The 24,385-nt window shown below is 72.8% G+C and carries 22 protein-coding genes and 1 tRNA gene; 11 read left to right on the plus strand and 12 right to left on the minus strand.

The genetic code is table 11. The annotated features are described in order from the left end of the window. Window position 1: 1 nt before the first annotated feature. A complete protein-coding gene (locus ASC58_RS12495; RefSeq protein WP_056916052.1) occupies window positions 2–526 on the minus strand; it encodes an FHA domain-containing protein in 525 nt (174 codons plus the stop codon). A 9-nt stretch (window positions 527–535) separates the two neighbouring features. Beyond that, window positions 536–1,426: a DUF3662 and FHA domain-containing protein gene (locus ASC58_RS12500; protein WP_056919501.1), complete on the minus strand. Its 891-nt coding sequence runs from the start codon at window positions 1,424–1,426 to the stop codon at window positions 536–538. A 296-nt stretch (window positions 1,427–1,722) separates the two neighbouring features. Between ASC58_RS12500 and ASC58_RS12505 the strand changes: the two genes are divergently transcribed. Then, window positions 1,723–1,805, plus strand: a tRNA-Leu gene (locus ASC58_RS12505). 58 nt (window positions 1,806–1,863) lie between these two features. Here the strand turns inward: ASC58_RS12505 and ASC58_RS12510 are convergent. Together ASC58_RS12510 and ASC58_RS12515 are read right to left on the minus strand one after the other, a co-directional pair. Beyond that, window positions 1,864–2,658 (minus strand): class I SAM-dependent methyltransferase, encoded by a 795-nt coding sequence (locus ASC58_RS12510; protein ID WP_056919502.1) that lies wholly within the window; start codon window positions 2,656–2,658, stop codon window positions 1,864–1,866. Window positions 2,659–2,822: 164 nt separating this feature from the next. After that, on the minus strand, window positions 2,823–3,686 hold the full coding sequence (locus ASC58_RS12515) for an aldo/keto reductase (RefSeq protein ID WP_056919503.1): 864 nt from the start codon (window positions 3,684–3,686) through the stop codon (window positions 2,823–2,825). A 280-nt stretch (window positions 3,687–3,966) separates the two neighbouring features. Here ASC58_RS12515 and ASC58_RS12520 point away from each other — a divergent pair, with 280 nt between their 5' ends. Beyond that, the gene (locus tag ASC58_RS12520; protein WP_056917332.1) at window positions 3,967–4,530 is read left to right on the plus strand and encodes an NYN domain-containing protein; all 564 of its coding nucleotides are present in this window, start codon (window positions 3,967–3,969) and stop codon (window positions 4,528–4,530) included. 37 nt (window positions 4,531–4,567) lie between these two features. Here ASC58_RS12520 and ASC58_RS12525 read toward each other — a convergent pair whose 3' ends face one another. After that, window positions 4,568–5,071, minus strand: coding sequence for a nucleoside deaminase (locus tag ASC58_RS12525; RefSeq protein ID WP_056919504.1), 504 nt, complete (start codon window positions 5,069–5,071; stop codon window positions 4,568–4,570). Between the two features lie 33 nt (window positions 5,072–5,104). Next, window positions 5,105–5,608, minus strand: a complete 504-nt coding sequence (locus ASC58_RS12530; protein ID WP_056916047.1) for a hypothetical protein — start codon at window positions 5,606–5,608, stop codon at window positions 5,105–5,107. 413 nt (window positions 5,609–6,021) lie between these two features. Here ASC58_RS12530 and ASC58_RS12535 point away from each other — a divergent pair, with 413 nt between their 5' ends. The 3 genes from ASC58_RS12535 (at window position 6,022) to ASC58_RS12545 (ending at window position 11,894) form a co-directional block, all read left to right on the plus strand. Continuing rightward, a complete protein-coding gene (locus tag ASC58_RS12535; RefSeq protein ID WP_056919505.1) occupies window positions 6,022–6,828 on the plus strand; it encodes a hypothetical protein in 807 nt (268 codons plus the stop codon). Window positions 6,829–6,977: 149 nt separating this feature from the next. Next, window positions 6,978–8,393 carry an FAD-binding oxidoreductase gene (locus ASC58_RS12540; protein ID WP_056919506.1) on the plus strand — a complete coding sequence of 472 codons (1,416 nt, stop codon included), beginning with the start codon at window positions 6,978–6,980 and terminating at the stop codon, window positions 8,391–8,393. A 108-nt stretch (window positions 8,394–8,501) separates the two neighbouring features. Then, entirely contained in the window at window positions 8,502–11,894 is a 3,393-nt protein-coding gene (locus tag ASC58_RS12545; protein WP_157598479.1) for a BTAD domain-containing putative transcriptional regulator, read from the plus strand. Window positions 11,895–11,909: 15 nt separating this feature from the next. Here the strand turns inward: ASC58_RS12545 and ASC58_RS12550 are convergent, their stop codons facing one another. From ASC58_RS12550 to soxR, 4 genes are all read right to left on the minus strand, one after another. Next, on the minus strand, window positions 11,910–12,725 hold the full coding sequence (locus ASC58_RS12550) for a hemerythrin domain-containing protein (protein WP_056919508.1): 816 nt from the start codon (window positions 12,723–12,725) through the stop codon (window positions 11,910–11,912). A gap of 11 nt (window positions 12,726–12,736) precedes the next feature. Continuing rightward, window positions 12,737–15,046, minus strand: coding sequence for an MMPL family transporter (locus tag ASC58_RS12555; protein WP_082553244.1), 2,310 nt, complete (start codon window positions 15,044–15,046; stop codon window positions 12,737–12,739). 93 nt (window positions 15,047–15,139) lie between these two features. Next, window positions 15,140–15,856 carry an endonuclease/exonuclease/phosphatase family protein gene (locus ASC58_RS12560; RefSeq protein ID WP_056919509.1) on the minus strand — a complete coding sequence of 239 codons (717 nt, stop codon included), beginning with the start codon at window positions 15,854–15,856 and terminating at the stop codon, window positions 15,140–15,142. Window positions 15,857–15,891: 35 nt separating this feature from the next. Next, complete coding sequence (soxR, locus tag ASC58_RS12565) at window positions 15,892–16,359, minus strand: redox-sensitive transcriptional activator SoxR (RefSeq protein ID WP_056916042.1); 468 nt, start codon at window positions 16,357–16,359, stop codon at window positions 15,892–15,894. Window positions 16,360–16,462: 103 nt separating this feature from the next. Here soxR and ASC58_RS12570 point away from each other — a divergent pair, with 103 nt between their 5' ends. The 3 genes from ASC58_RS12570 to ASC58_RS12580 all read left to right on the plus strand — a co-directional run bounded on the left by ASC58_RS12570 (window position 16,463) and on the right by ASC58_RS12580 (window position 19,561). Further along, window positions 16,463–18,001 (plus strand): MDR family MFS transporter, encoded by a 1,539-nt coding sequence (locus ASC58_RS12570; protein WP_235529215.1) that lies wholly within the window; start codon window positions 16,463–16,465, stop codon window positions 17,999–18,001. Window positions 18,002–18,035: 34 nt separating this feature from the next. Further along, the gene (locus tag ASC58_RS12575) at window positions 18,036–18,539 is read left to right on the plus strand and encodes a DinB family protein (protein WP_056919510.1); all 504 of its coding nucleotides are present in this window, start codon (window positions 18,036–18,038) and stop codon (window positions 18,537–18,539) included. A 143-nt stretch (window positions 18,540–18,682) separates the two neighbouring features. Beyond that, window positions 18,683–19,561, plus strand: coding sequence for an AraC family transcriptional regulator (locus ASC58_RS12580; protein WP_056919511.1), 879 nt, complete (start codon window positions 18,683–18,685; stop codon window positions 19,559–19,561). A gap of 9 nt (window positions 19,562–19,570) precedes the next feature. Here the strand turns inward: ASC58_RS12580 and ASC58_RS12585 are convergent, their stop codons facing one another. Continuing rightward, entirely contained in the window at window positions 19,571–20,347 is a 777-nt protein-coding gene (locus ASC58_RS12585; RefSeq protein ID WP_056919512.1) for a fructosamine kinase family protein, read from the minus strand. Window positions 20,348–20,473: 126 nt separating this feature from the next. Between ASC58_RS12585 and ASC58_RS12590 the strand changes: the two genes are divergently transcribed. From ASC58_RS12590 to ASC58_RS12600, 3 genes are all read left to right on the plus strand, one after another. Then, window positions 20,474–21,685, plus strand: coding sequence for an endonuclease (locus ASC58_RS12590; protein WP_056919513.1), 1,212 nt, complete (start codon window positions 20,474–20,476; stop codon window positions 21,683–21,685). Window positions 21,686–21,807: 122 nt separating this feature from the next. Continuing rightward, window positions 21,808–22,578: a GAF and ANTAR domain-containing protein gene (locus ASC58_RS12595; RefSeq protein WP_056919514.1), complete on the plus strand. Its 771-nt coding sequence runs from the start codon at window positions 21,808–21,810 to the stop codon at window positions 22,576–22,578. A gap of 84 nt (window positions 22,579–22,662) precedes the next feature. Further along, window positions 22,663–23,511 (plus strand): hypothetical protein, encoded by an 849-nt coding sequence (locus ASC58_RS12600; RefSeq protein ID WP_056919515.1) that lies wholly within the window; start codon window positions 22,663–22,665, stop codon window positions 23,509–23,511. On the opposite strand, the gene ASC58_RS12605 is transcribed toward ASC58_RS12600, so the two are convergent. Further along, entirely contained in the window at window positions 23,508–24,305 is a 798-nt protein-coding gene (locus ASC58_RS12605; protein WP_056919516.1) for a maleylpyruvate isomerase N-terminal domain-containing protein, read from the minus strand. The two genes, ASC58_RS12600 and ASC58_RS12605, sit on opposite strands and share 4 nt — an antisense overlap. Window positions 24,306–24,385 lie beyond the last annotated feature (80 nt).

Genomic DNA, 24,385 nt, shown 5'->3' on the forward strand with positions numbered 1-24,385 from the left:
CCTACTTCCGCAGCTCGATGACGGTCTTGCCGATCCGCAGGGTGGTCCCGACCTCGACCCGGACCGGGCCGGTGAGGCGCTCGCTGCCCAGGAAGGTGCCGTTGGTGGAGCCGAGGTCCTCGACGAACCACGCGCCGTCGCGGTGGAAGATCTTGGCGTGCCGGCCGCTGGCGAAGTCGTCGTCGAGGACGAGGGCGCACTCGGGGTTGCGGCCGATGACGGTGCCGGACTCACGCAGGGGAAGGCTGGTTCCGGTCAGGGCGCCCTGCGTCACGACGAGCGTGCGCGGCGTGGACGAGGCCTGGCGCCGAGGGGTCTTCGCCGGGGGCTTGGCGGCGGGGGTCTCGTCGGCCTTGGCAGCGCGCGCGGCCGGCTGCCGCTTGGCCGGCGCGGGCTTGCGCGGGGTGCGGCTGACCACGCGGGTGCCGTAGATGTCGCCGCGCAGGACGCCGACGACGCTGAACACGAAGATCCACAGGAGGACGAGCAACCCGAGGCGGATGATCGTCAGGGTGAGTTCACTCATGCGACGAGGTCACCGCCGCCCGGCGCGGTAGACGACGGAGGTGCGGCCCACCGTGATCCGGTCCCCGTCGGAGAGGCGTTGGCTGGAGATCCGCTCGCTGTTGACGAACGTGCCGTTCGTCGAGCCGAGGTCGCGGATGCTGGCGACGAGGTGCGGTCCGTCGTTGGTCACGCGGATCTCGCTGTGCCGCCGGGAGATGCCGGGGTCGTCGAGGATGATGTCGGCGGCGTCGTCGCGACCGAGAACGGTCATCGCGCCCATGAGGGGGTAGCGCTCGCCGTCGACGTCGAGCCACGGCCGGTCGGCGGGGTTGACCCGGCGGGGCGGAGCCGGTGGGGCGACCGGCGCCTGCGCCTGGGTTGCCTCGAGGCCGTCGTCGTCCGGGACCTGCCGCGCGGGGTGACCCTGAGGGCGAGCCGAGTGGGCCGGGGGTGAGACCGCGGCAGCCGCCTCAGCCTCGGAGTAGGGGCTGGGAGCCGACCCGGCGCCATACCCGCCGCTGCTGCGGCGACCGGGGGCGTCGCCGGGGCGACGGGCGGTCGAGGTGCGCAGGCGGAAGACCCCGGTCTCGAGGTCGTTGGCGCTCGCGAAGCTCACCTGCAACGGGCCGCCGGGCTGGTAGCGCTGCGACTCGGCGTGCTCCTGGGCGGCCGCGATGAGCTCGTTCTCGAGCTCCTCGTCGTACCCGCCGAGGCGGTCGTAGTCGGTGTCGGAGAGCTCCACCGTGTAGAGGTTCGGCACGATCGTGCGGCCGGGGCCGAGGATCGCGGCACGGTCGTCCATGGCCCGCCGGATCGCCGAGGCGATCTCCACGGGCTGGACCTCCGACTTGAAGGCGCGCGCAAAGGCACCGTTGACGGCACGCTCCAGGCGTTGCTCGACCCGGTCGAACAGTCCCACCGCTCGGCCTCCTTCGCTGACTGGCCCCTGATCGTAACCGGCTCGGCTGGCCGCGGCGCCCGCCGCGCCAGGCCGCCGCGCGGCGACCCAGCCAATCGCGACCAGCCACCCGACGCAAAACGCCGGTTGCTCGGGGAAACGGAAGTTGCAGGCCGCAGTTTTGCCCAACATCCGCCGTTTTGCCGTGTCGCGCTCCCGGTGGCGTCGTGCCGTCGTCCTGCTCGACTCGACCGACAGCCGGGCCGGAACGAGCCGGTTTGGAGTTCCGGGCACCGATACAGCACACTGTTCACCGCGCGCGAGTGGCGGAACGGCAGACGCGCTGCGTTCAGGTCGCAGTGTCCGAAAGGGCGTGGGGGTTCAAATCCCCCCTCGCGCACGCAATGACGAAGGGCCCCCGAGAATCTCGGGGGCCCTTCGCCGTTCCGGTGCGGACCTCAGACGTGGACGGGCGGGGCGCTGCCGTCGCCACCGGCCGGCGTGTGCGGAGTCTTGAACCCGACCCACAGGTACGTCGGGATGATCGGCATCAGCGCACGGAACGATGCCCGCGGCAGCCTGGCCGCGAGTCCGGGGACGATGTCGCCACCGCTGTAGCGCTGCGGGTCGGCCAGGACCGGCACCGTGTAGTCCCAGAGGTCGAACGCGTTCAGCAGCTGCTCGAGCGACCGCCGGGTCCGCAGCCGCTCGTAGTACTGGTCGCCCTTGCGGGTGATCCGGACGTACGCGTCACCGGCCTTCGGCGGGAGCCACGACAGGAACGGCAGCCGGTGGTGTGGCTCGATGATCCCGAGGCGGTTGGCCAGGCCGAAGTAGGCCACACCGTCCGGGGACAGCACCCGGTGGATCTCGGCGACGACGGCGGCCGGGTCGACCACGTGCTCGTAGATGTGGTTGAGCACGACGACGTCGACGCTGTCGTCCTCGAACGGCAGGTGCTCTGCGTCGCTGAGGTGGAAGGTGACGTCGGCCCCGAACCGCTCCTTGGCCAGGGCGACGCCACCCTCGTCGATGTCGACCCCGTGGGTCGTGGCGCCGGCCTTCGCGAGCTCGTCGGCGATGTAGCCGGCCGAGCAACCGACGTCGAGCGCCGTCAGCCCGGTGAGGTCCGGCCGTCCGAGCGCGTGGCGCAGGACCGCGAGGATCTTCGCGGCCTTCTTCCGCCGCTTCTCCTCGTCGAGCATCGCCGCCATCTGCTGGGAGTAGTCGAGCTGCGGCTTGCGTTCGGCCATGGCCTGGCTCCGATCGTGGGGTGTGCGTCGGCGGACAACCTATCGGCGTGCGGTCGGTGCCCTGACCTCTCGAGTTTGAAGCCCCAGCGACACCATGGCGTCGCTGGGGCTTCAAACTCGCGGTCAGAGGGTCGCGCACAGATGGTCGCGGTCAGGGGCGGACGTCAGGCGTCGGCGTCCAGGGCCTTCAGCTCGTCGTCGGTCAGCTCCAGCTCGGCCGCCTTCACCGAGTCGGTGATGGACTCGGGCCGCGACGCCCCCGGGATCGGGATGACGACGTCGGACAGCGAGAGCTCCCACGCCAGTGCCACCTGCTGCGGGCTCACGCCGTGGGCCTCCGCGACTGTGGCGAACGCCGAGTGGTTCGAACCCAGCTCGGAGGCGTTCGAGATGCCACCGAGCGGGCTCCACGGCAGGAACGCGATCCCGAGCTTCGCGCAGTGGTCGAGCTCGCCGCGGCTGGACAGGAACTTGGGCGAGAACTGGTTCTGCACCGACACGAGCCGTCCGCCGAGGATCTCCTGGCTGAGGTCGATCTGCTCGATGTTCGCGTTCGAGATGCCGGCGCGGACGATGACCCCCTCGTCGAGCAGGTCGCGGATCGCGCCGACCGACTCGGCGTACGGCACGGACGGGTCCGGCCGGTGGAACTGATAGAGGCCGATCGCGTCGACCCCGAGCCGTCGTGCCGACTCCTTGACCGCGGACTTGAGGTGCTCGGGGCTCCCGTCCAGGGTCCACGAGCCGTCGCCGGGGCGGAGGTGGCCGCCCTTGGTGGCCACGAGGACCGACGAGCTGTCGCCGCCCCAGGACTTCAGGGCCCTGGCGATGAGCGACTCGTTGTGGCCCACCTCGTCGGCGTCGCGGTGGTACGCGTCGGCCGTGTCGATGAGGGTGACGCCGGCGTCGAGCGCGGCGTGGATGGTGCGGATCGAACGCTCCTCGTCCGGGCGGCCCTCGATGGACATGGGCATGCCGCCGAGTCCGATCGCGCTGACCTGGGTGTCGCCGAGTGTGCGCTGCTGCATGGGGGTCCTTCCGTGGGGATGGGGGGCCTCACCACGCTAGGTCGGTATGCCGCGTGGTGCCCACTCGAGGCACCGGACCACCCGCAGGAGCGTGGGACGCGTCAGACTGGTCGCGTGGGAGCACCCGATGGCGTCGAGTAGGGCCCGCAGGGCGATGTCCGGCGAGGGACCGCCGCGCGAGCACGTCGCCGGAGGCGCCACCTCGCCGGACGAGACCCCTCGCCGGGCACCGCACGCGAGCCCCGACGCGGAGCCGGCCCGACGGCATACAGTCACGTCCATGGTCGATGACGCGCAACGGACGACGTACGTGCTGGTGGACGGCGAGAACATCGACGCCACCCTCGGCACGTCGATCCTGTCGCGTCGGCCCCAGCCGGACGAGCGCCCTCGGTGGGACCGCCTCAAGAACTTCGCCGAGGAGGAGTGGGGCCAGCCGGTCAAGGGACTGTTCTTCCTCGCGGCCAACGGCGACCTGCCGATGGGGTTCATCCAGGCGCTGCTGGCCATGGAGTACCGCCCGGTGCCGCTGTCGGGGCGTGCGCACGAGAAGGTCGTCGACATCGCCATCCAGCGGACCCTCGACGCGCTCGCCGACCGCAACGCCGACGTCATGCTGGTCAGCCACGACAGCGACTTCGTACCGCAGCTCGGCAAGCTCTGCGACGGCCGCAAGGTGGGGCTCGTCGGGTTCCTCGAGTTCCGCAGCAAGGCGTTCGTCGAGCTCGAGTCACGGGGCCTGGAGTTCTTCGACCTCGAGTACGACGTCGACGCGTTCACCGCACGCCTGCCGCGTGTCCGGGTCATCCCGATCGACGAGTTCGACCCGTTCGAGTTCATCTGAGCCGGAGCCGGTCGCGCCTTCGACCGCGGGCAGCCGCCTAGGAGGCGTGTCGCGTGGCGAACGCCTCGTGTAGCGCGCGGACCTCGTCCGTCAGCTCGGGGGCCGGTCCGGCGACCACGACCCCGGGCGCGACGTCCTGCACGGGCAGGGGCGTGACCGGGCCGGCGGGAAGTCCCCACCCACGGCGCCAACCCACGAGCTGGGCGGTGGACGCGGCATACGCGATGCGCCCCAGGCCCACCCACGCATGGGCAGCGGCGCACATGGGGCAGTGCTCGCCGGAGGTGTAGACGGTGGCGGTGGCGCGCTCGGCGGGGGTGAGGGTGGTCGCGGCGAGGCGGGCCAGCTCGAGCTCGGGGTGACGGGTGTCGTCACCGGTGGTCTGCTCGCGGTTGCGGTCCTCGGCGACGACGCGGCCGTCCGCGGTGACCAGGGCCGAGCCGAACGGTCCGTCGCCGGCCTCGAGGGCCTCGCGGGCGAGCTCCACGCAGCGACGCAGGTGGCGCAGGTCGTCCTCGGTCAGGTCGCTCCCCAGGGTCATGGACCCATGGTGGCCGATCTGCGAGGGAATCGGTCAGATCCGGCCGGTGGTGATCCAGGCGCAGGCGCGGTGGACGGCGTCCCAGGGGTCGGTGCCGAGCTCGACGGTGAACCGCCGGACGTGGGCCTGCGGGTCGGTGAGGACCGCGGTCCACGCGTGACCGCGGGCACCGATGGTGAGGACGGCGCGGCGCAGGAGGGTGCAGGAGGCGATGTCGACGGTCATGGCGCCGCCGTTGCCGAGCTCGCGGCGCATCGAGAACGCGTGGCCGTCGATGATGTCGGTGCACCGGGCCGCCTCCGCGGCACGGGACCGGGCCCGGTCGTACTCGGCCTGGGTGACGTTGCCGAACGACAGGGCGAGGGCGGAGCGGGCGGCGGTCAGGCCGACCACGGTGCGGGCGCGACCGGCGTCCTCGCGGGCCGCCTCGCAGGCCATCCAGGTGCGGGTGACGTCGGCGGCAAGCGCCTCGCGCATGCCGGGTGCTGCGTGGGCGACATACCAGGCGTTGTCGTAGATGCGCTCGATGACGGTCATGGCGAGTCCTCCTCCACCGCTGACGGTGGCTGTAGCTGGGTGCCGGGGGAGTGTCTGGCGGACCGTTCCGGCAAGGTCAATCGTCGCCGTCGGGGCTCGTTCACACATCCGTCGTGGGATGGCGAACGATCTCCACCACGTGGCGTAGCCGTCGAGCCCGTCTTCCTCGGTTTGCCCGTGGAGACGTTCGACGGCTGCCGTGGGGCCCTCCACCAGAAGGACGCCCACCCGCGACGGTCGGCTGGACGCCCTCGACGAACCGGTGGACCGCCCTCCTGCGCTCGGCCACGATCCGCAGCCGAACGGATGACCTGTCCCGGGAACCGGTCTGGATCTGGCGCACGCCGTCCGGTGGGCGCATAGTGAGGGTGACCCGCGGGGCAGGCCCGCCGGTCAGTCGCCCTGGAGGCGCCATGAAGGCCACCACGCCGTCCCTCACCCTCCCCGACGTCGTGCCGGTGCTCTCCTCCGGGAAGCACCGCAACCCGCGCAAGGGCGCCTGCTTCATGGAGATGGCGTCGTACCTCGCCGGCGAGCGGTGGAGCGACCACCCCGAGTGCACGCACCCGCTGCTGGCGTCCCTGGCCCGGCTCGTCAACGACTCGCTCACCGACCACGACCGCCCCCGGATCGTCGGCCTCATCCCCGACGTCGTGGGCATCACCGGGACCGCCCTGGAGCTCGACGTCGCGATCGCCGTGCGAGCCGGTGCCGCAGCCCTCCCGATCGCCCCGCTCATACGGCAGAACGCCCTGGCCGTGGGGCTGCTGACCTGCCGCCGCCTCGCCGCCGACCTGCCCACGGACGGCCTGCCGCCGGCCGGGCTCGCCCCGGCCACCCAGGGCGCCGGGGCCCAGGGCGACGGGGCCACCCAGGGCACCGGGGCCGCCCGGGCCACCACCGGGCACGCCGACCTGGTCGCGCTGTGCGACGCCGCCCTCGAGGCGACCCCGGACGCCCACGCGTGGGCGCTGCGGTTCGGCAAGGACGGGCAGGTCAGCGAGCGGACGTTCCGGCGCCAGACCGCCCCCCACCTGGTGGCGTATGCCGTCGAGGGCATCGCCGTCGCGTGCGTGGACGACGTGCCGGCACGCCTGGTCGGCCTGCTGTCGGCGACCATCCACGACACCGCCCGCCGTGCCGACCGGCTCGCTGCCGCCCCGGTCGGGACCTCGCCCTCCCAGCCACGCCTCGAGCGCATCCGCTCCCTCGTGCGCTGACCCGACCGCCCCCACCGGTCGGCCGGGCGTCGGGCCCGTCCTCCCTGACAAGGGGCGCGCCGTCGTACCCCTAGTCGTCCCCAAGTCGTGCTCAAGCGCTCGGCCGCAGGCTGCTCACCACAGTCACAGCGGATCAAGGAGCACGCACCATGAGCATCACCACCACCGTCACCGAGCAGCGCGGTTCGTCACTGCGGGACGCCTGCCCCCAGGGCCTCCACCTGCCCGGCGACCCCGGCTACGACGCGGCGCGGATGCCGTGGAACGTGGCCATCGACCAGCGCCCGGCTGCGCTGGTGACCCCACGCACGGTGGCCGAGGTCCAGGCCGCCGTGCGGGCCGCAGCGGCCGCGGGGCTGCGGGTCGCCCCGCAGAGCACGGGGCACAACGCCGGCCCACTCGTCGCCCAGGGGCTGGACGACGTCGTGGTCCTGCGGACGTCGGAGATGACCGGCGTCCACGTCGACGCCGCCCGCAAGGTGGCGCGGGTCGAGGGCGGCGCCCTGTGGCTGCACGCCACGGAGGCTGCCGGTGACCACGGCCTGGCGGCGCTGCACGGCAGCTCGCCGGACGTCGGGATCGCCGGGTACTCCCTCGGCGGCGGCATCGGCTGGTACGCCCGCAAGCTCGGCCTGGCCACCAACAGCCTGCTCGCCGTCGAGCTGGTCACCGCCGACGGGGAACACGTGCGCGCCAGTGCGAGCGAGAACCCCGACCTGTTCTGGGCGCTGCGTGGTGGCGGTGGCAGCTTCGGCGTCGTCACCGCCCTCGAGTTCCGGCTCTACGACATCGCGACGGCCTACGCCGGCATGCTCGTCTGGGACGTCTCCCGGGCCGAGGCGGTGCTGCGCCGCTGGGTCGACTGGTCGGCCGGCGCCCCGGACGAGGTCACCACGTCGTTCCGGGTGCTCAACCTCCCGCCGCTCCCCGACATCCCGGCGCCGCTGCGCGGCCGGTCGGTCGTGGTGGTCGACGGCGCCGTCCTCGGTGCTGACCACGAGGCCGAGGGGGTGCTGGCCGACCTCCGGTCGCTGACTCCCGAGATCGACACCTTCGCCCGGGTCCCGGCGCGGTCCCTGGTGCGCCTGCACATGGACCCGGAGGGCCCGACGCCGACGGTCTCGGACTCGACGATGCTCGCGGAGCTGCCACCCGAGGGGATCGACGCGTTCCTCGGCGAGGTGGGTCCGGGATCGTCCTCGTCGCTGCTGCTGGCGGAGCTGCGCCAGCTCGGGGGCGCGCTCGGGCGCGACCACGAGGGCGGCGGGGCCCTGAAGCGCCTCGAGGGTGCGTTCGTCGCGTTCGGTGCCGCGATCGCGGCCACCCCCGAGCTGGCTGCCCAGGGGGAGCACGACGCGCACCGCCTGACCAAGGCGCTCTCGCCGTGGTCGAACGGCCGCAGCTACCTCAACTTCGCCGAGAACGCCGTCGACCCGAGGTCGGGCTACGACGAGCGGACGTGGCTGCAGCTGAAGGGAATCCGCTCCGCGGTCGACCCCCACGGCGTGTTCGTGGGCAACCACCGCATACCGCGTCTCGTGGAGAACCTGCGCGTCACGGACTGACACCGCCACCGGGCGCCCCCGTCCACCGTGGACGGGGGCGCTGACGCACGCCCGCCTGCGCAGAAAGGACGAGTGTCCGAGGGCGGTCCGGCCCCTATCCTCGGTCGGATGAGAGTGGGTGTCCTCGGCACTGCCGAAGCTCGACTCGGTGACGTGCCCGTCGACCTCGGCACGCGCAAGCAGCGCGCCCTCGTCGCGGCCCTGGCCATGAACCACGGCCGGCCCGTCTCGGTCGACGCCCTCGTCGACCTCCTGTGGCCCACGGGTGCACCACCGGGGGTGACCGGGACCCTGCAGGCGTATGTCGCGGGGCTGCGCCGCGCGCTCGAGCCGCAGCGGGCGGCGCGCGCACCGTCCACCGTGCTGGTGACGGTCGCTCCGGGGTACGCCCTGCGGGTGGGTGAGGACGACCTGGACGCCCGGCGCTTCGATCGGACGGTCAGCCGGGCGCACCGCCGACTGGGGCACGTCGAGCGGGTCCAGGACGGTCGGGGCCTGACCGCCGAGGAGCTGGCCGAGGTCGTCTCGGAGCTCGACACCGCCCTCGCGGAGTGGCGCGGCGAGCCCTACGTCGACCTCGAGGACGCCGCGTCCGCGGTCGCCGAGCGGGTCCGCCTGCAGGAGCTGCGCCTCGTCGCGCTGGAGGACCGGGCCGTCGCGGCGCTCGAGCTCGGGCAGCACGGCACGGTCGCGGGCGAGCTCGAGTCCCTCACCACGGCGCACCCGCTCCGCGAGCGGCTGTGGGCGCTGCGCGCGCTCGCCCTGACGCGCGCCGGGCGGCAGGCCGAGGCCCTGGACACGTTGCGCGAGGTCAGGCAGGTGCTCGCCGACGAGCTGGGCCTCGAACCAGGGGCCGAGCTGCGGGACCTGCAGGCGGCAGTGCTGCGCCAGGACCCGGCCCTCGAGTGGCGCCCTCCGGCGGGCACCACACCCACCCCGTCGCACCCGGTGACGCCCACGCCCTCGCCGCAGCCGCAGCGCACGGGTGCCGGGGCGGGACGGTCGTCGGTGCGGATCGGCCCGATCGAGTCGGTCGTCCCGGCCCTGCCGTCCTGGCCGATGGTCGGTCGGGACGAGCAGCTGACGGCCGCGCTGGAACAGCTCGACCGGGCGGAGGCGGGCTCGGCCGTCTTCGTCGCCCTCGTCGGGGAGCCCGGGATCGGCAAGAGCCGACTGGCGGCGGAGCTCGCCTCCCGGGCCGGTGGGCGCGGCGCGGCCGTGCTGCTCGGGCGCTGCTCCCAGGACGACGGCGCCCCTCCGCTGTGGCCGTGGCAGCAGGTGCTCAGGGGGCTGGGGCGCGACCTGCCCGAGCTGCCCGACGACGGGAGTGCGCCGTTCGCGGTGTGGCAGGAGATCGTCGACGAGGTGGTCGACGTCGCCAGGAGCCGTGCCGTCGTCGTCATCCTCGACGACCTCCACTGGGCGGACGTCGCTTCCCTGCGGGTGCTGAGGCTGCTCGTCGAGAGCGCGGACGACACCCGGCTGCTCGTGCTGGGCACCTGGCGCAACCGTCCCGAACCCACCGGTGCGCTCGCGGACGTCGCCGAGGCGCTGGCCCGGCGGCACGCCCTGCGCGTCGACCTGCACGGCCTCACGGCGCGGGAGGCGACCCGCGTCGTCGAGACGGTGGCCGGCGCGGTCCCGACGTCGGCGCAGGCGCAGGAGCTGGTGGAACGGACCGACGGCAACCCGTTCTTCCTCGTGGAGTACGCCCGGCTGGCCAGGGAGGGCGACGGGCTGGGCGGCCTCGAGCGGGAGGCGCACCCGCCGGCCGCGGTCCACGACGTGCTGGTGCGGCGCCTGCAGCGGCTGCCCGAGGACTCGCTCACCGCCCTGCGGTGGGCGGCGGTCCTGGGCCGCCAGTTCGACCTCTCGACGTTGTCGACCGTCTCGGGCCTCGAGGAGGACGACCTGCTCGACCGGCTCGACCCTGCCCTGGACTCCGGTCTGCTGCGCGAGGACGGGATCGAGCAGTACCTCTTCGGGCACGCCCTGGTCCGCGACACCATCTACGGCTCCCTGTCGGCCACCCGCCGGGCGCGGGCCCACGCCAAGGTGGCGTCGACCCTGCAGGGGAGGTCGGGCCGCGAGACCGAGCTGGCCAGGCACTGGCTCGCAGCCGGACCCTCGTATGCCGCGCGCGCCTGGCTCGCGGCGGTGTCCGCCGCCGCGGTGGCGCGGCGGCTGCACGCCTACGACGAAGCCGCCCAGCTCCTCGTCTCGGCACTCGACACCCTTCCCAGCGATCCCGACAGCACGGCGCACGAACGCTTCGACGTGCTGTGCGACCTCGCCGACGCCCGGCGTTGGGCTGGGGACTGGTCGGGACTCGTCGAGGTGGCGCAGGAGGCCATCGCCGTGGCCGAGGGCATCGGCGACGTCGAGCTGCTCGCGCGCGCGGCCACCATGACGGCGGTCGGGGCGCTGTGGCAGTCGGGCCCGCACGGCACGGTCAACGAGACGGTGGTGACGGCCCTGCGCCACGCGCTCGCGGCCCTGCCCGAGGTGGACGGGCCCCTGCGCTGCCGGGTCATGCTCAGCCTGGCCCTCGAGATCTACTACGGCACCGGTCACGACGAGCGTTCCGCGTTGGTGGACGAAGGGCTGGCCATGGCCGACCGCCTCGGCGACCCCAGGCTGAGCCTGGACGCCTACCAGCTGGCCTTCGTGGCGTTGTGGTGCTCGCGCACGGCGCCCCAGCGGCTGCGGTGGGTGAGCGAGGCGATGCGGCTGGCGCACCGGCTGGGGGACGAGCGCGCCTATGTGGTCACGACGACGTTGCGCGCAGTGGTGTCCGGGGAGCTCGGGCTGCCCACCGAGATGTGGGAGCACGCCGCCGTGGCCCGGGACGCTGCCGACCGGCAACGACTCCCCTACGGGATCATCGTCCTCGACAGCATGGAGCTCCCCTGGCTCGCCATGGCGGGACGGTTCGGGGAGTGCGAGGAGCGGATGGCGAACATCCGGCTGCTCGACCAGCGGATGTCCCTGCACCAGACCGACGACGCGACCCTCGGTGCGCTCATGGCCCTGCGGCTGTGGCAGGGGCGTGCCGGCGAGATGGCCGAGATCCTGCGCGACGCCCAGGAGGGCAGTGGCCTCCCCCTGGCGGCCGTGGTCGTCATGTTCATGCTGCGCGGGGGACGCGAGGACCTCGCCCGGGAGTATGCCGCGACCCATCCGATCGACCTGGACCACGACGACTGGTTCTCCATGCTCACGTGGTGCTGTGCTGCCGAGGTCGCGCTGCAGCTCGGCGACCGTGACCTGGCGGCGCGTTCGTACGCGCTGCTGGCGCCCTACGAGGGGTACTCGTGCTGTGCCGGGTCGGGCCTGGCGCTCGGACCGGTCGACGGCTACCTGGCCCAGGCCGCCGCCGCCGGCGGTGAGCTGGAGGTCGCCCGGCGGCACGCCGACCGGGCCGTGGCGCTCTGCGAGGACTGGCAGGTCCCGCTGGCGGCGCAGTGGCTGCGCGACCAGCGGGACCGGTTCGGGTTCTGAGGCGGTACGCCCCGGCTAGGCCTGGTCGAGGTAGGCGAAGGCCGCCCGCTCGCGCTGCTCGAAGGACCGCCGGGTCACGAGCCACATCAGGTGGTGCGGACGACCGGTGGTCGCGAAGACGCTGCGGCGCAGCGGCGCCGGGACCCGGTGCATCGCCCAGGGCACCAAAGCCAGCACCTCCGCGGTCCGCAGCCCTGACCTGAAGTGGGTCTCCTCGAGGTCGTGCCACTCCTGAGCCGTCATCACCTGCTGGATGATCGCGATGGCCTCGGTCTCCTCGTGCTCGAGGTGGCGGCCGAGGCTGCTCTTGGCGGCGGTCAGCCGGATGGCCAGGCCCGCTCGCGCGTCGTCGTCCGCCTGGCTGGCGAGTCGGGCGAACCCGGCAGAGCAGGCCGAGAGGATCGGGTCGATCTCCGCGTGCTCGTCCTCCATCGCCTGCAGGGTGGCGCGTCCCACCTCGTCCGTGCGCTCGAGGAGCAGCGGCCAGAGGCCGGTGTCCTCGCCCGTGTGGTGGTGGTGCAGCGCCGCGGCGAAGAGCTCCCACCGCGCGGCGAGGGCTCGCCACGTGGTGCGCGCCTGGGCCGGCGTCGCGGCGGCCGCCGCGGCGAAGGCCGCGAGGTCGCGCCGGAAGGCGTGGTGCATCACGTACATCATCGTCATGTCGACCGGTCCCGGGTGGGCGGCGGTCTGCCCGGGGAACCGGAGCTGCTCCGGCCAGGCGGGCAGGGCCGGGGCCCGGGACGGTGTCCGGGTCGGCACCGTGGTGGTCACGGTGGTGGGCATGGGCATGGGCATGGGCGTCGGCGTGGGCGTGGTGCTGGTGGTGGTCATCGTCGTTCCTCTCAGAGGGCGCCGACGGGCTGGCGCTCGCCGTCGCGGGACTGGTCGTGGGTGGGGTCGTCGGAGTCGTCGGAGCCGTCGTGGTCCCCGAGGTCATCGACGGTGCTGAGGACGCCAGCGGGCTGCGCGAGGCCGCCGAGGTCGTCGAGCTCGACCTCGGCACGGACCGTGGGCAGCACCCGGTCCAGCCAGCCCGGGACCCACCAGTTGCGCTCGCCGAGCAGCGACATCGTCGCCGGCACGAGCACCATGCGGATGACCGTGGCGTCGAGCAGGATCGCTGCGGCCATGCCGACGCCGAGCATCTTGACGACGGCGTCCACCTCCGTGGCGAAGCCCAGGAAGACGGCGACCATGATGGCGGCGGCGCTGGAGATGACCCGGCCGGTGGCGGAGAGGCCGCGAACCACCGACCCGTGGGCGTCGCCAGTGCGCAGCCAGTCCTCGCGGACCTGCGAGAGCAGGAAGACCTCGTAGTCCATCGAGAGCCCGAACAAGATCGCGAACATCAGGATCGGGACCCAGCTCGACACCGCCATCGGGTGGTCGAGCCCGAGGACCGAGGCGCCCCAGCCCCACTGGAAGACGGCGGTGAGGACGCCGTAGGCGGCGCCGATGCTCAGCAGGTTCATGACGGCGGCCTTGAGCGGCACCACGACCGACCGGAACACCATGGCCAGGAGCAGCACGGAGACCGAGACCACGAAGGCGATGACGAGCCACAGCCGGTCCGCGAGCATGCCTGCGATGTCGGAGAAGAAGGCGGTGGTGCCCGTGAGCTCCACCCCGTCGGGCAGCTGGGCGCGCAGGCCGTCCACGAGCGCACTGGTCCGGTGGTCGGTGGGGCCGAAGGCGGGCACGGCGTCGAACACCGCGACGGCTCCGTCCGGGGACACCGTCGGCTGCGTCACCGCGCTGATGTCCGGGTCGTGCTCCAGCGTGCTCCTGACGGCGGCCAGCCGGGGACCGTCGACCACCGAGCGGTCGACGACGAACGTCAGCGGCCCGTTGGCCCCGGCGCCGTACTCCGCGGCGACCAGGTCGTAGGCGCGTCGCGTGGTCAGGTCGGTCGCGCCGCTGCTGGCGTCCTGCGGCCAGGTGCGCATGTCCATCGCGGGGATGGCGAGCGTGAGCATGAGCACGGCGGCCGCCGCGGCCCACGGCAGGGGGTTGCGCCCGACGCGGGCGGCCCAGCGGGCCGTCAGCGGGGTCCGCGAGGTCGCGGTGGGAAGGGCGGCGGAGACCGTGGCGCGGTAGGCGTTCGACGTGCGGGCCCGCTCGCTCGCACGCACCCGGCTCGGACGCACGCGACCCGGGCGCACCCGGCGCGGCAGCAGCCGCAGGCCGGCGAACCGGGCGAGCACCGGGACCAGCGTCAGCGACGCCGCGGCGACCGCGACGACGGCGATCGCCGTGGCGAACCCGAAGGAGCTGTAGACCGGCAGGCCGGCCAGGCGCAGGCCCATCAGCGAGACGAGCACGGTGCTGGCGGCGAAGACGATCGAGCGACCTGCAGTGGCGCAGGCGCGGCCCGCGGCCTCGGCGACCGGAAGTCCCTCGCGCAGGTACTCGACGTGACGGGTGACGAGCAGCAGGGCGTAGTCGATGCCGACACCGAGGCCGACCATGGTGGCCACCATGGGGGCAGCGGTGCTGACGTCGGTCGCCGCGGCGAGCAGGGTAATGCCGGCGCTGCCGACCCCGAGCCCCACCAGCGCGGTGCCGATGGGCAGGCCGGCGCTGGTGACCGAGCCGAAGGCGAAGACGAGGATGACGAGCGCGGCGACGATGCCGATGAGCTCGCCGCGTCCCTCCATCGGGGCGACCGCGCTCTCCGGGAGCTCCCCGCCGAGCTCGACCTGCAGCCCGGCGGCCCGGGTGGCGGCAACGGCGGCGTCCAGCGGCTCGAGGTGGCCCATGAGGTCCGTGTCGGTGACCGGTGCGTCGTACCCCACGGTCACCAGGGCGGTGTCTCCGTCGTCGGAGAGGGCGGGTGGCGCGACGGTCACGACGTGCGGCATCCGGCGGAGCCGGTCGGCGAGGGAGGTCAGGGCGGCGGGGTCGACCGCTGCGCCGGTCCGGTCGTGCACCACCACGCGGGCGGAGGTGTTGCCCGCGCCGGGCAGGTGCGCCCGGAGCTGTTCGATGCCCACCTGGGCCCGGGCCCCCGGGACGTTGTAGTCGTCGTGGGGGGTTCCGCCGAACGCGCCGGCGAGACCGGCGACGGTGCCGGCCACGACCAGCCAGGTGGCGATCGTGAGCCAGGGGTGGAGCGCGGCGCCTCGTCCGAGGCGGTGGAGCAAGCGAGACATGGTTCGTCCTTCGGTGTGCGGTGCTGGTTGCGGACCAGCGTGCGGCGAGGCACTTGCACACCACTTGGGACGGACTTGGGGTCCCCGACCCGCCTACGGCAGCCCGACGTCGACGAGCAGGGCTGAGTGGTCGGACGCCGGGGACGCGATGACGTGGGCACGGACCGGCGTGACCCCGCCGACCCAGACGTAGTCGATCCGTCGCGGCGGCGGCTCCGCGTCGAACGTGAACCCGTCTCCCTCGCCCACCAGCGCCCATGAGTCCTGGAGGAACCCGCCGAGGTGCTCGTGGGTCGCCGAGCCGGGGGTGGTGTTCAGGTCACCGAGCAGCACGGTCGGCCGGTCGTCGAGCACGGCCGTGATGGCCCGGGCCTGCACCAGGCGCTCGTCCTCGCGGTCCCACTGCAGGTGCGTGCCGAGCACCCGCAGCGCCACGCCCTCCACGACCACGGTCGCCTCGAGCAGGCCGCGCTGCTCGCTGCCCTCGAAGCAGGGCAGCAGGGTCGTCGACACGTCCACGAACGGCCGCGAGCTGAGCAGCGCCGTCCCGTACTGCGCCCGCTGCCCACCGGGGTGGGCCGGCTCGTCGTCGAGGCACGCGGCATACGCGAGGTGCATGCCGAGCCGCTGCGCGAGGTGACCCGGCTGGTCGGCGAACGCGCTCTGGGCGCGGCGGTGCCGGTCGACCTCCTGGAGGGCGACGAGCTCGGCGCCGCTGTCGGCGATGACCTCGGCGATCCGGTCGAGGTCGAGGACACCGTCGAGACCGACCCCGCTGTGGATGTTGTAGGTGAGGACGGGGAGCTGCACGGTCCCAGCCTGCCGCTCCAGCGGGGTGGGAGGCATCAGTGGGGCGGGCGGCGCAGCAGCGCCGGGAGGTATGCCGCGCCGGGTGCGTCGTCGGAGGCCGCCGCCTTGTCGGCGGGGTTGGAGATGCCGCACTGCTTCAGCGACAGGCAGCCGCAGCCGATGCAGGAGTCGAGCTTGTCGCGCAGCGCCTCGAGAGCCTCGAGCTGCTCGTCGAGCCGGGTGCGCCAGTGGCCGGAGATGCGGTGCCAGTCGGACTTGGTCGGGGTGCGGCCCTTGGGCAGGCCGGCCAGCTCGGTGCGGATCTCGTCCAGCGACAGCCCCACGTTGCTGGCCGCCCGGATGAAGGCGAGGCGCCGCAGCACGCTGCGGGCGTAGCGCCGCTGGCCACCCGAGGTGCGCGTCGCGTCGATGAGTCCCTGCTTCTCGTAGTACCGCAGGGCCGAGGCGGCGAACCCGCTGCGCTCGGCGACCTCGGACACCGTGAGGACGTCGGTCGGCTCCACGCCGCTCCCCTCTCCCGTACTTGAAGTGGACTTCAACTGCAGTCTGGCTGGTGACTGGCCAACGGGGCAACCACGCCGGCGCACTGCGGAATAGGGGCGCCCGGTGGCGGAGTTGTCCCTGTTCGTGACCCAGACGACGACGAAGAGCAGTGTCGGCCTGCGCAGCGAACGCGGCCCCGTGCTGCTCGCGGTGATGATGTGCACGGCGCTGGTGGCCATCGACGCCACGATCCTCGCCGCCGCGGTGCCCGCCGTCGTCAGCGACCTCGGTGGCTTCTCGCAGTTCCCGTGGCTGTTCTCGATCTACCTGCTGGCCCAGGCGGTGTCGGTCCCGATCTACGGCAAGCTCGCCGACAGCATCGGCCGCAAGCCCGTCATGCTCGTGGGCATCGGCCTGTTCCTGGCCGGCTCGATCCTGTGCGGGGTCGCGACGACGATGCCGCTGCTCATCGCGTTCCGCGTCGTCCAGGGCCTCGGCGCCGGTGCGGTCCTGCCGATGTCGGTGACGATCATCGGCGACATCTACTCCGTCGAGGAGCGGGCCCGCGTCCAGGGCTTCATCGCCGGGGTGTGGGGCATCGCCTCCATCGTCGGGCCGACGCTCGGTGGCGTGTTCTCCGAGTACGTCTCGTGGCGCTGGATCTTCTTCGTCAACCTGCCGATCGGCGCGGTCGCCACGGTGCTGCTGCTGCGCGGGTTCCACGAGAACATCGAGCGGGTCCGCCACTCCATCGACTGGGCCGGCGCGATCCTGCTGACGACCGGGGTGTCGCTGCTCATCCTCGCCCTGCTCGAAGGTGGCCGGTCGTGGGGCTGGCTGTCCCCGGGCGGTGTGGCGATCGTCGTCGCCGCCGTGGCGCTGCTCGTGGCGTTCGTGGTCGTCGAGCGCCGGGCCGCCGAACCCATCCTGCCGCTGTGGGTCTTCACCCGGCGCGTGCTCATCGGCGCCAACCTCGCCTCGCTGGCGATCGGTGCCGTCCTCATCGGTCTGACCTCCTACATCCCGACCTTCGCCCAGGGCGTTCTCGGGTTCGGCGCGCTGCTCTCGGGCCTGGCCCTCGGCGCGATGACCATCGGCTGGCCGATCGCCGCCGCCAGCGCCGGGAAGATCTACATGCGGTTCGGGTTCCGCAACACCTCGATCCTCGGGGTCGCGTTCGTCGTGGTCGGCAGCGCGTTGCTGCTGCTCGTCGACGAGGGCACCAGCCTCTGGACGATCGCGGGGTTCACCTTCATCGTCGGGGTCGGTCTCGGCTACGCCTCCGTGCCCACCCTCGTCGCCGTGCAGTCCTCGGTCGACTGGGACCGCCGTGGTGTCGTCACGGCGACCAACCTGTTCGCCCGCTCGCTCGGCAGCGCCGTCGGTGTCGCCGTCTTCGGGGCGATCGCCAACGCGAAGCTGGCCCAAGACTTCCGGACCCCTCCCGCGGGTGCGACGGGCAAGCTGCCGAAGACCGCGGACGACGCGGCCGTGGTGCTGGGCAACCAGTCCGGAGGGACGGAGGTCGTGCGAGAGTTCGTCCGCGCCTCCCTGACCGGTGCGACCCACCAGGTGTTCATCGCGGTCGTCGTGCTGGCCGTCGCGATGATCGTGGCGGTCCTCGTCATGCCGCGTCGGTCCCAGCCCCTCGTCTTCGACTGACCGTCCCACCGCCGCCCGACCTACGATCGGACGCATGACTCCTGCCGAGCTGCTCATCGACGGCTTCACCCGGATCCAGGAGGGCGTGCACCGGGTGGTGGACGGGCTCACCCCGGACCAGCTGGCGCACCAGCCCGCCGAGGGCGCGAACTCCATCGGCTGGCTCGTCTGGCACCTCACCCGCGTGCAGGACGACCACGTCGCCGACGCGGCCGGGTTCGACCAGGTGTGGACCACCGGTGGCTTCGAGGGCGACTTCGGCCTGCCCTTCGACCAGGCCGAGACCGGGTATGGCGCGACGCCCCAGGAGGTCGCGCAGGTGCGGGACCTCACGGCGGACCAGCTCACCGGCTACCTCGACGCGGTGCACGCCCAGACCGTCGGCTGGGTGAAGGGCCTCGCACCGGAGGACCTCGACCGCGTCGTCGACGAGCGCTGGGACCCGCCGGTCACCCTCGGGGTCCGGCTCGTCAGCGTCGTCAACGACGACCAGCAGCACGTCGGCCAGGCCGCCTACGTCCGCGGCCTGCTCGGCTGAGCCGGCCCTGGCGGCGGACGAGCGGGCGAGCGGGCGAGCGGTCAGCGGTAGCGCCTCGCCGGACCGATCGCATCCGACCGGGATCACCGGGCGCGCTCCGGCCCCGGCCCGGCACAGTGGTCGGTGGAAGGAGGGAGACCCTGATGATCGCTGCTCTCAACGCCGCCGTCGACCAGATCGAGTGGCAGCTCGCGACCGATCCGGCCGAGCCGGTGGACGTCGCCGGGCTGGCTGCGCGGCAGGGCACCACCGAGCACCACCTGCGTCGGATGTTCGCCTCGCTGGCCGGGATGCCGGTCTCGGACTACGTCCGCAGGCGACGGATGTCCTTGGCGGCGGCCGACCTGTTCGGAACCGGCGACGACCTGCTCACGGTCGCCGTGCGCTACGGCTACGGCTCGACCGAGGCGTTCGGGAGGGCGTTCCGGTCCGTGCACACGGTCACGCCCGGCGAGGCGCGTCGTCAGGGGGGTCCCTTGCGCACACAACCACGGATCAGGTTCCACCTGACCGTCGAAGGGAGCGTCCCCATGGACACCCGCATCACCCAGCTGCCGGCCCTGCACCTGGTCGGTCACGCCGCACGCGTGCCGCTGGTCCACGAGGGCCCGAACCAGCACATCGCCGACCACGTCGCCTCGATCGCCCCGGAGGAGACCCGAAGGCTCAAGGGCCTGAACGACACCGAGCCCCGTGGGGTGCTCGCGGTCAGTGACGACCTCGACCCCGACCGGCGCGAGGGCACCGAGCTGACGTACCTGCACGGTGTCGCCACGACGACGCACCCGGGCTCGGACGGCCTGGACGTGATCGACGTGCCGGCCGGGACCTGGGCGGTCTTCCGCACCGAGGGACCGCACCCGTCGGCGCTGCAGGACGCGTGGGCGGCCACCGCTACGACGTGGTTCCCGTCCCAGCCCTGGCGGCTGCGACCCGGTCCGGAGATCGTCGCCACCCTGGCCTTCGACGCCGGGGCGGCGACCGCGACCTGTGAGCTCTGGCTGCCGGTCGAGCCCGCGTAGGGTCGTCGGTCAGCGGTAGCGCCGGGCGAGCTCGACCGCGCGGTGGGCGTAGTCGCCGCCGAAGAGTACGGCGTGCACCATGAGCGGGTGCAGCTGGTGCAGGGCGACCCGCTGCGGCCACTGCGCGTCGAGCCGGTGCTGCCCGAGGTACCCACCCACGACGAAGTCCCAGTGCGGGCAGCCGAACAGCGCCAGCATCGCGAGGTCCGTCTCGCGGTGGCCGCCGTGCGCCGCGGGGTCGATGAGCACGGCACCGTCGCCGGTCCAGGCGATGTTGCCCGACCACAGGTCCCCGTGGATCCGCGCCGGCACCGAGCCGTCGTCGAACTCGCCCCGCGCCAGCCGTCGTGCCACCGCTTCGAACACCGCGACGTCGTACCGGTGCCACAGTCCCCGGTCGCGCCCGAGCGGCAGCATCGCGAGGATCCGCTGCTCCGCCCAGAACTCCCCCCACGTCTCGACCGGCCTCAGCGGCAGGGGCAACAGCTCGGTCGCGGGCCCGAGGAACCCGTCGCCGGACCACCCCGGAGGGGCGCTGCCGAACGCCGGCGCCCCTGCGTCGTGCGTCCGCGCCAACCGCGCCCCGAACTCCTCCGCCATCGCGGGGTCCGGGTTGACGAACGACAACCGCCGCAGGTCGAGGTGGTCCTGGCCGACCTCGACGACCTCCACCACCGGCACCCCGCCGGGGGCATCGGCCAGCCACGCGAGACCGGCTGCCTCCCAGCGGAAGTAGCCGTCGGGCGCAGAGGCGCTGCCCTTGCGGAAGACCGGATCGGCGCTCACGCCTGCATTGTCGCTGAGATGCCCCGCGAAGGGGCACACGCGGCATACCGGATCTTTGCCAAGCCCGGCCTGCACCCATAACTCACGTTCGCCCGTTGTATGCCGTGCTGCTGGCAGGTTTCCCCCATGCCCCAGCAGCTCACCATCCGAGTGCGCCCACGCCTTGCGCTCGTTGCCGTCCTCCTCCTCGTCGCGTTCGTCGCGACCACGGCCCGTGCCGCCACCGCGGCCGCGCCCCTCACCGTCGCCCAGGCCATCGCCACCCAGAACAGCTCGGTGCAGACGGTCCGCGGCTACATCGTCGGGGAGCCGGTGGCGACGTCCACGGTCAACCGCAGCGGGTTCACCGACGACCTCGCGATCGCCCTCGCGGACACGGCGGGTGAGACCAGCACCTCGAAGATGGTCTACGTCCAGCTGACGACCCAGTGGCGCTCCACGTGGGGGCTGCGGACCCACCCGGGCAACCTCGGGAAGCAGGTCGACGTCACCGGCACGCTGACCGCGTACTTCTCGCACGCCGGGCTCAAGTCCCCCAGTGCCATCGGCGCGGTGGGCTCGGACCCGAACCCGACGACCAGCACCACGAGCCCGACGTCGACGACCTCCACCACGACGTCACCGACGTCCACCGGCACCAGCGGGCCGTACGACACCACCTACTACGCCCCCGCGATCGGGAAGACGGGCAGTGCCCTGCGCAGCAGCCTGCACTCGATCATCAAGAGCCAGACGGTGCTGACCTACGACCAGGTCTGGGACGCCCTCAAGGACACCGACCAGGACCCGAACAACACCAACAACGTCATCGAGATCTACTCGGGCCGGTCGATCGCCAAGAGCGACAACGGTGGCGGCGTCGACCAGTGGAACCGCGAGCACGTCTGGGCCAAGAGCCACGGTGACTTCGGCACGGCCAACGGCCCCGGCACCGACGTCCACCACCTGCGACCCGAGGACGTCACGGTCAACAGCACCCGCGGCAACCTCGACTTCGACAACGGCGGGTCGACCGTGGCGCAGTGCACCGGCTGCCTGAGCGACGGCGACTCGTTCCAGCCCCGGGCCGCGGTCAAGGGAGACGTCGCCCGGATGATCCTCTACATGGCGATCCGCTACGAGGGCGACGACGCGTGGCCCGACCTCGAGCCCAACGAGTCGGTCGCCAACGGCACGGCGCCCTACATCGGCAAGCTCTCGGTCCTCAAGGCGTGGAGCGCCGGGGACCCGCCGGACGCGTTCGAGAAGCGGAGGAACCAGGTCATCTACGACACCTGGCAGCACAACCGGAACCCGTTCATCGACCACCCCGAGTGGGTGTCGTCGATCTGGCCCTGAGCGGCCGGTGCGGTGCGCGGCGGGACGCCCGCAGGTCAGGCCGTGGATATGGCCTGACCTGCGGGTTCGGTGCGGGTATCTTGTCGTTGACCCCTCAAGGACCGTCCCGCTCAGGAGCCCCCATGACCGACCAGGTCGACGTCGCAGAGGCCCAGGCCCTGCACGATGGTGCAGGTGGGCGCAGCCTCGATGCGGCCGAGCAGATCATGACCGAGCTGGCCGGCAACCTCGACGGGGTCGATGATCTGACGCCGTACCTCGAGCGCCTCGTCCAGGCGGTCAACGCCAACATCGACGGGTGCGACGCCGTGGGCGTCACCGTGGTCATCGAGGACCGACCGCGCACCGCGGCGTACACGACGGCGGGCACGCTGGAGATCGACGCGGTGCAGTACGCCGTCGGGGACGGTCCCTGCCTCGACGCGTTCCGCAACGGGCGCGAGAACCTCGTGGACTTCAGCGGTGGCGAGGAGCGTTGGCCGGCGTTCATGGAGGGCTGCGACCCGGGTTCGGTCCAGTCGCTGCTGGCCCTGCCGCTCGTCTCGGGCGGACGCCGGTATGGCGCGCTCAACCTCTACGGCAACGAGCGGCACGCCTTCGACCACACCGAGCTGCGGCTGGCGCGCATGGCCGCCGGTCGCGCGGCCGACGCGCTCGCCGCAGCCGTGATGCTCGCCGGAGCTCGCGAGATCGCCGGCCAGATGGAGCAGGCGATGGCCAGCCGCGCCGTCATCGAACAGGCCAAGGGCGTCCTCATGGGGCGGCACAGCATCGACGAGATGGTGGCGTTCGAGCTGATGCGGCGGCAGTCGCAGGAGCAGAACCTCAAGCTGCGCACGCTGGCCGCCCAGATCGTCGGTGAGGTCCGATCTTCCCGATCCGAGGCGATGTGAGCTAGTCTGCAGAACACCTGAAGCAACCGGGTTTGGCCGATCGGCCATCCGGTTGCTTTTTTTGTTGCCCTGGAAGGGGTGCAGATGAGAGGTCCACACCGCGCCTGCAGTCACGGCGCCACCCGCCGTCCCACCCGCACGGCCCGCCCGACCAACCTCGCCTCCTGGTGCGGCCCCACCGACGGGTATGGCGCCAAGGGCGGCTTCATCACGCACGCCTCCTGGGGTGCCCACGGCGTCGCCGGTGCAGACGGCTCCGCGCACCCCCCGCGGGCGGGCAAGAGCTTCGTGCGTCCCGCGGGCCTGGCCGTCACGGACGCCAGCACGCTGCTGGTCTACGTCATGGACGTCTACGACCCGTGGTCCTACGCCTACCTGCCGTCCGTGAGCGCGGTGCTCAGCGCCGCCACCTCCCTCGTCGACGTCGAGGTCGTCCACGACGGTCGCTACTCCGCCCAGCCCTCCAGCGCCCTGGTCGCCAGCGTGGCCGAGGTGCGCCGTCGCACCGACGCGCGGTTCGGCTCGGCCTTCCTGTCGGCCCTGCGCTCGGACTCGCTCGACCTGGACCCGGAGGCGGCTGCCGCCGGGGTGATCGCCCTGCTCGCGAGCGGCGAGATGCCCGTCTCGACCGTGCTCGGTGCGGTGCAGCACGAGTTCTTCGTCAACGGCCACCCGCTCGAGGCGCCCGGGGTGCTCAGCCGCGTCGCGACCCGGCTCGGGCTGGACGCCCCGGCCATCGAGGTGTTCGCCACGTCCGCCCGGGCCCGCGAGCTCGCGGTCGAGGACTTCGCCGTGGCCAAGGAGCTCGACTTCGACGGTGGGCCGTTGCTGCTGGCCAGCCGGGGCGAGCGGCTGTTCGAGTTCGACGGGCTGGGGGCGACGGGCGAACGGCTCGTCGACCAGTTCCGCACCGTCCTCGCCAAGCCCTCCTAGGCGCCCGGGTCCCAGTCGACGAGCTGGTCGAGCACGAGGGTGTCGCCCTCGAGCCGGAGCCGGTCGAGCGGGACGCGCGCGTAGAACGAGAAGACGAGGTCGCTGGCCGTGCTGCGGCCGACCAGGTGGCGGGTGCCGGCCGGGACGGCGTCGTCCGAGGTGGAGCTGCCGTCGTCGGGGAGCCGGGTCACCTGCGCTCCGTCGGCATTGAGCCGGATGCGCCAGGCCCCTCCCTCGTCGACGACGTAGTCGAGCACGGCGGGCTCGTGCGGCCAGGCGAACGTCGTCGCGACGCAGGTGACGAGGAACTCCTCGACGCCGTCGACGGCCACGTCCTCGGGAAGCGGCTCCGGCACCCCGGCCGTCAGCTGGGCGTCGTGGGTGTGGATGGCGATCTCCTGCACCTGGTGCCGGGCGACGGCACCACAGGTCGCCGGCGACTGCGAGTCGGTCCAGGGCACCCAGCACCGGCGCTCGGCGTCGACCTCGGAGAGGGCGTCGAGCAGCGCCTGCGCCGCGGCCTCCAGCCACGCCACGAGCTCGTCGCGGTCCTGCGGCATCTCCGGGACGCCTTCGGGCGTCGCCTTGGCGGTGGCCTCCGGACCGGAGGCGACGGTCGCGCCCCAGGTGAAGCGCCCCATACCGATGTGGCGGGCCAGGTCACGCACCGTCCAGTCGGGACAGGTCGGCACCTGGGCGTCGAGGTCGGGTGCGGCCGCGATCGCGGCCCGGAAGGCCGCCGAACGGTCGTCGATGAGGCGCAGCAGGTCGGGGAGCTCCAGGGGCGTGTGCACCTGCGCTGTCTACCACTGTGTTCGCACGTGGCGACACCGAATTAGCCTCCGGCCGAGCCGTCGCGACGGTCGCGGCCAAC

The organism is Phycicoccus sp. Root101 (assembly GCF_001426245.1).
Taxonomy (GTDB): domain Bacteria; phylum Actinomycetota; class Actinomycetes; order Actinomycetales; family Dermatophilaceae; genus Pedococcus.

Excerpts from the sequence above, each read along its gene's own strand:
- ASC58_RS12515 (WP_056919503.1), bottom strand. The coding sequence starts at position 3,686 with ATGCAGCAGCGCACACTCGGCGACACCCAGGTCAGCGCGATCGGACTC.
- ASC58_RS12495 (WP_056916052.1), bottom strand. The coding sequence starts at position 526 with ATGAGTGAACTCACCCTGACGATCATCCGCCTCGGGTTGCTCGTCCTC.
- ASC58_RS12540 (WP_056919506.1), top strand. The coding sequence starts at position 6,978 with ATGAGCATCACCACCACCGTCACCGAGCAGCGCGGTTCGTCACTGCGG.
- ASC58_RS12595 (WP_056919514.1), top strand. The coding sequence starts at position 21,808 with ATGACCGACCAGGTCGACGTCGCAGAGGCCCAGGCCCTGCACGATGGT.
- ASC58_RS12590 (WP_056919513.1), top strand. The coding sequence starts at position 20,474 with ATGCCCCAGCAGCTCACCATCCGAGTGCGCCCACGCCTTGCGCTCGTT.
- ASC58_RS12520 (WP_056917332.1), top strand. The coding sequence starts at position 3,967 with ATGGTCGATGACGCGCAACGGACGACGTACGTGCTGGTGGACGGCGAG.
- ASC58_RS12600 (WP_056919515.1), top strand. The coding sequence starts at position 22,663 with ATGAGAGGTCCACACCGCGCCTGCAGTCACGGCGCCACCCGCCGTCCC.
- ASC58_RS12535 (WP_056919505.1), top strand. The coding sequence starts at position 6,022 with ATGAAGGCCACCACGCCGTCCCTCACCCTCCCCGACGTCGTGCCGGTG.
- ASC58_RS12510 (WP_056919502.1), bottom strand. The coding sequence starts at position 2,658 with ATGGCCGAACGCAAGCCGCAGCTCGACTACTCCCAGCAGATGGCGGCG.
- ASC58_RS12555 (WP_082553244.1), bottom strand. The coding sequence starts at position 15,046 with ATGTCTCGCTTGCTCCACCGCCTCGGACGAGGCGCCGCGCTCCACCCC.
- ASC58_RS12550 (WP_056919508.1), bottom strand. The coding sequence starts at position 12,725 with ATGACCACCACCAGCACCACGCCCACGCCGACGCCCATGCCCATGCCC.
- ASC58_RS12525 (WP_056919504.1), bottom strand. The coding sequence starts at position 5,071 with ATGACCCTGGGGAGCGACCTGACCGAGGACGACCTGCGCCACCTGCGT.
- ASC58_RS12580 (WP_056919511.1), top strand. The coding sequence starts at position 18,683 with ATGATCGCTGCTCTCAACGCCGCCGTCGACCAGATCGAGTGGCAGCTC.
- ASC58_RS12575 (WP_056919510.1), top strand. The coding sequence starts at position 18,036 with ATGACTCCTGCCGAGCTGCTCATCGACGGCTTCACCCGGATCCAGGAG.
- ASC58_RS12545 (WP_157598479.1), top strand. The coding sequence starts at position 8,502 with ATGAGAGTGGGTGTCCTCGGCACTGCCGAAGCTCGACTCGGTGACGTG.
- ASC58_RS12530 (WP_056916047.1), bottom strand. The coding sequence starts at position 5,608 with ATGACCGTCATCGAGCGCATCTACGACAACGCCTGGTATGTCGCCCAC.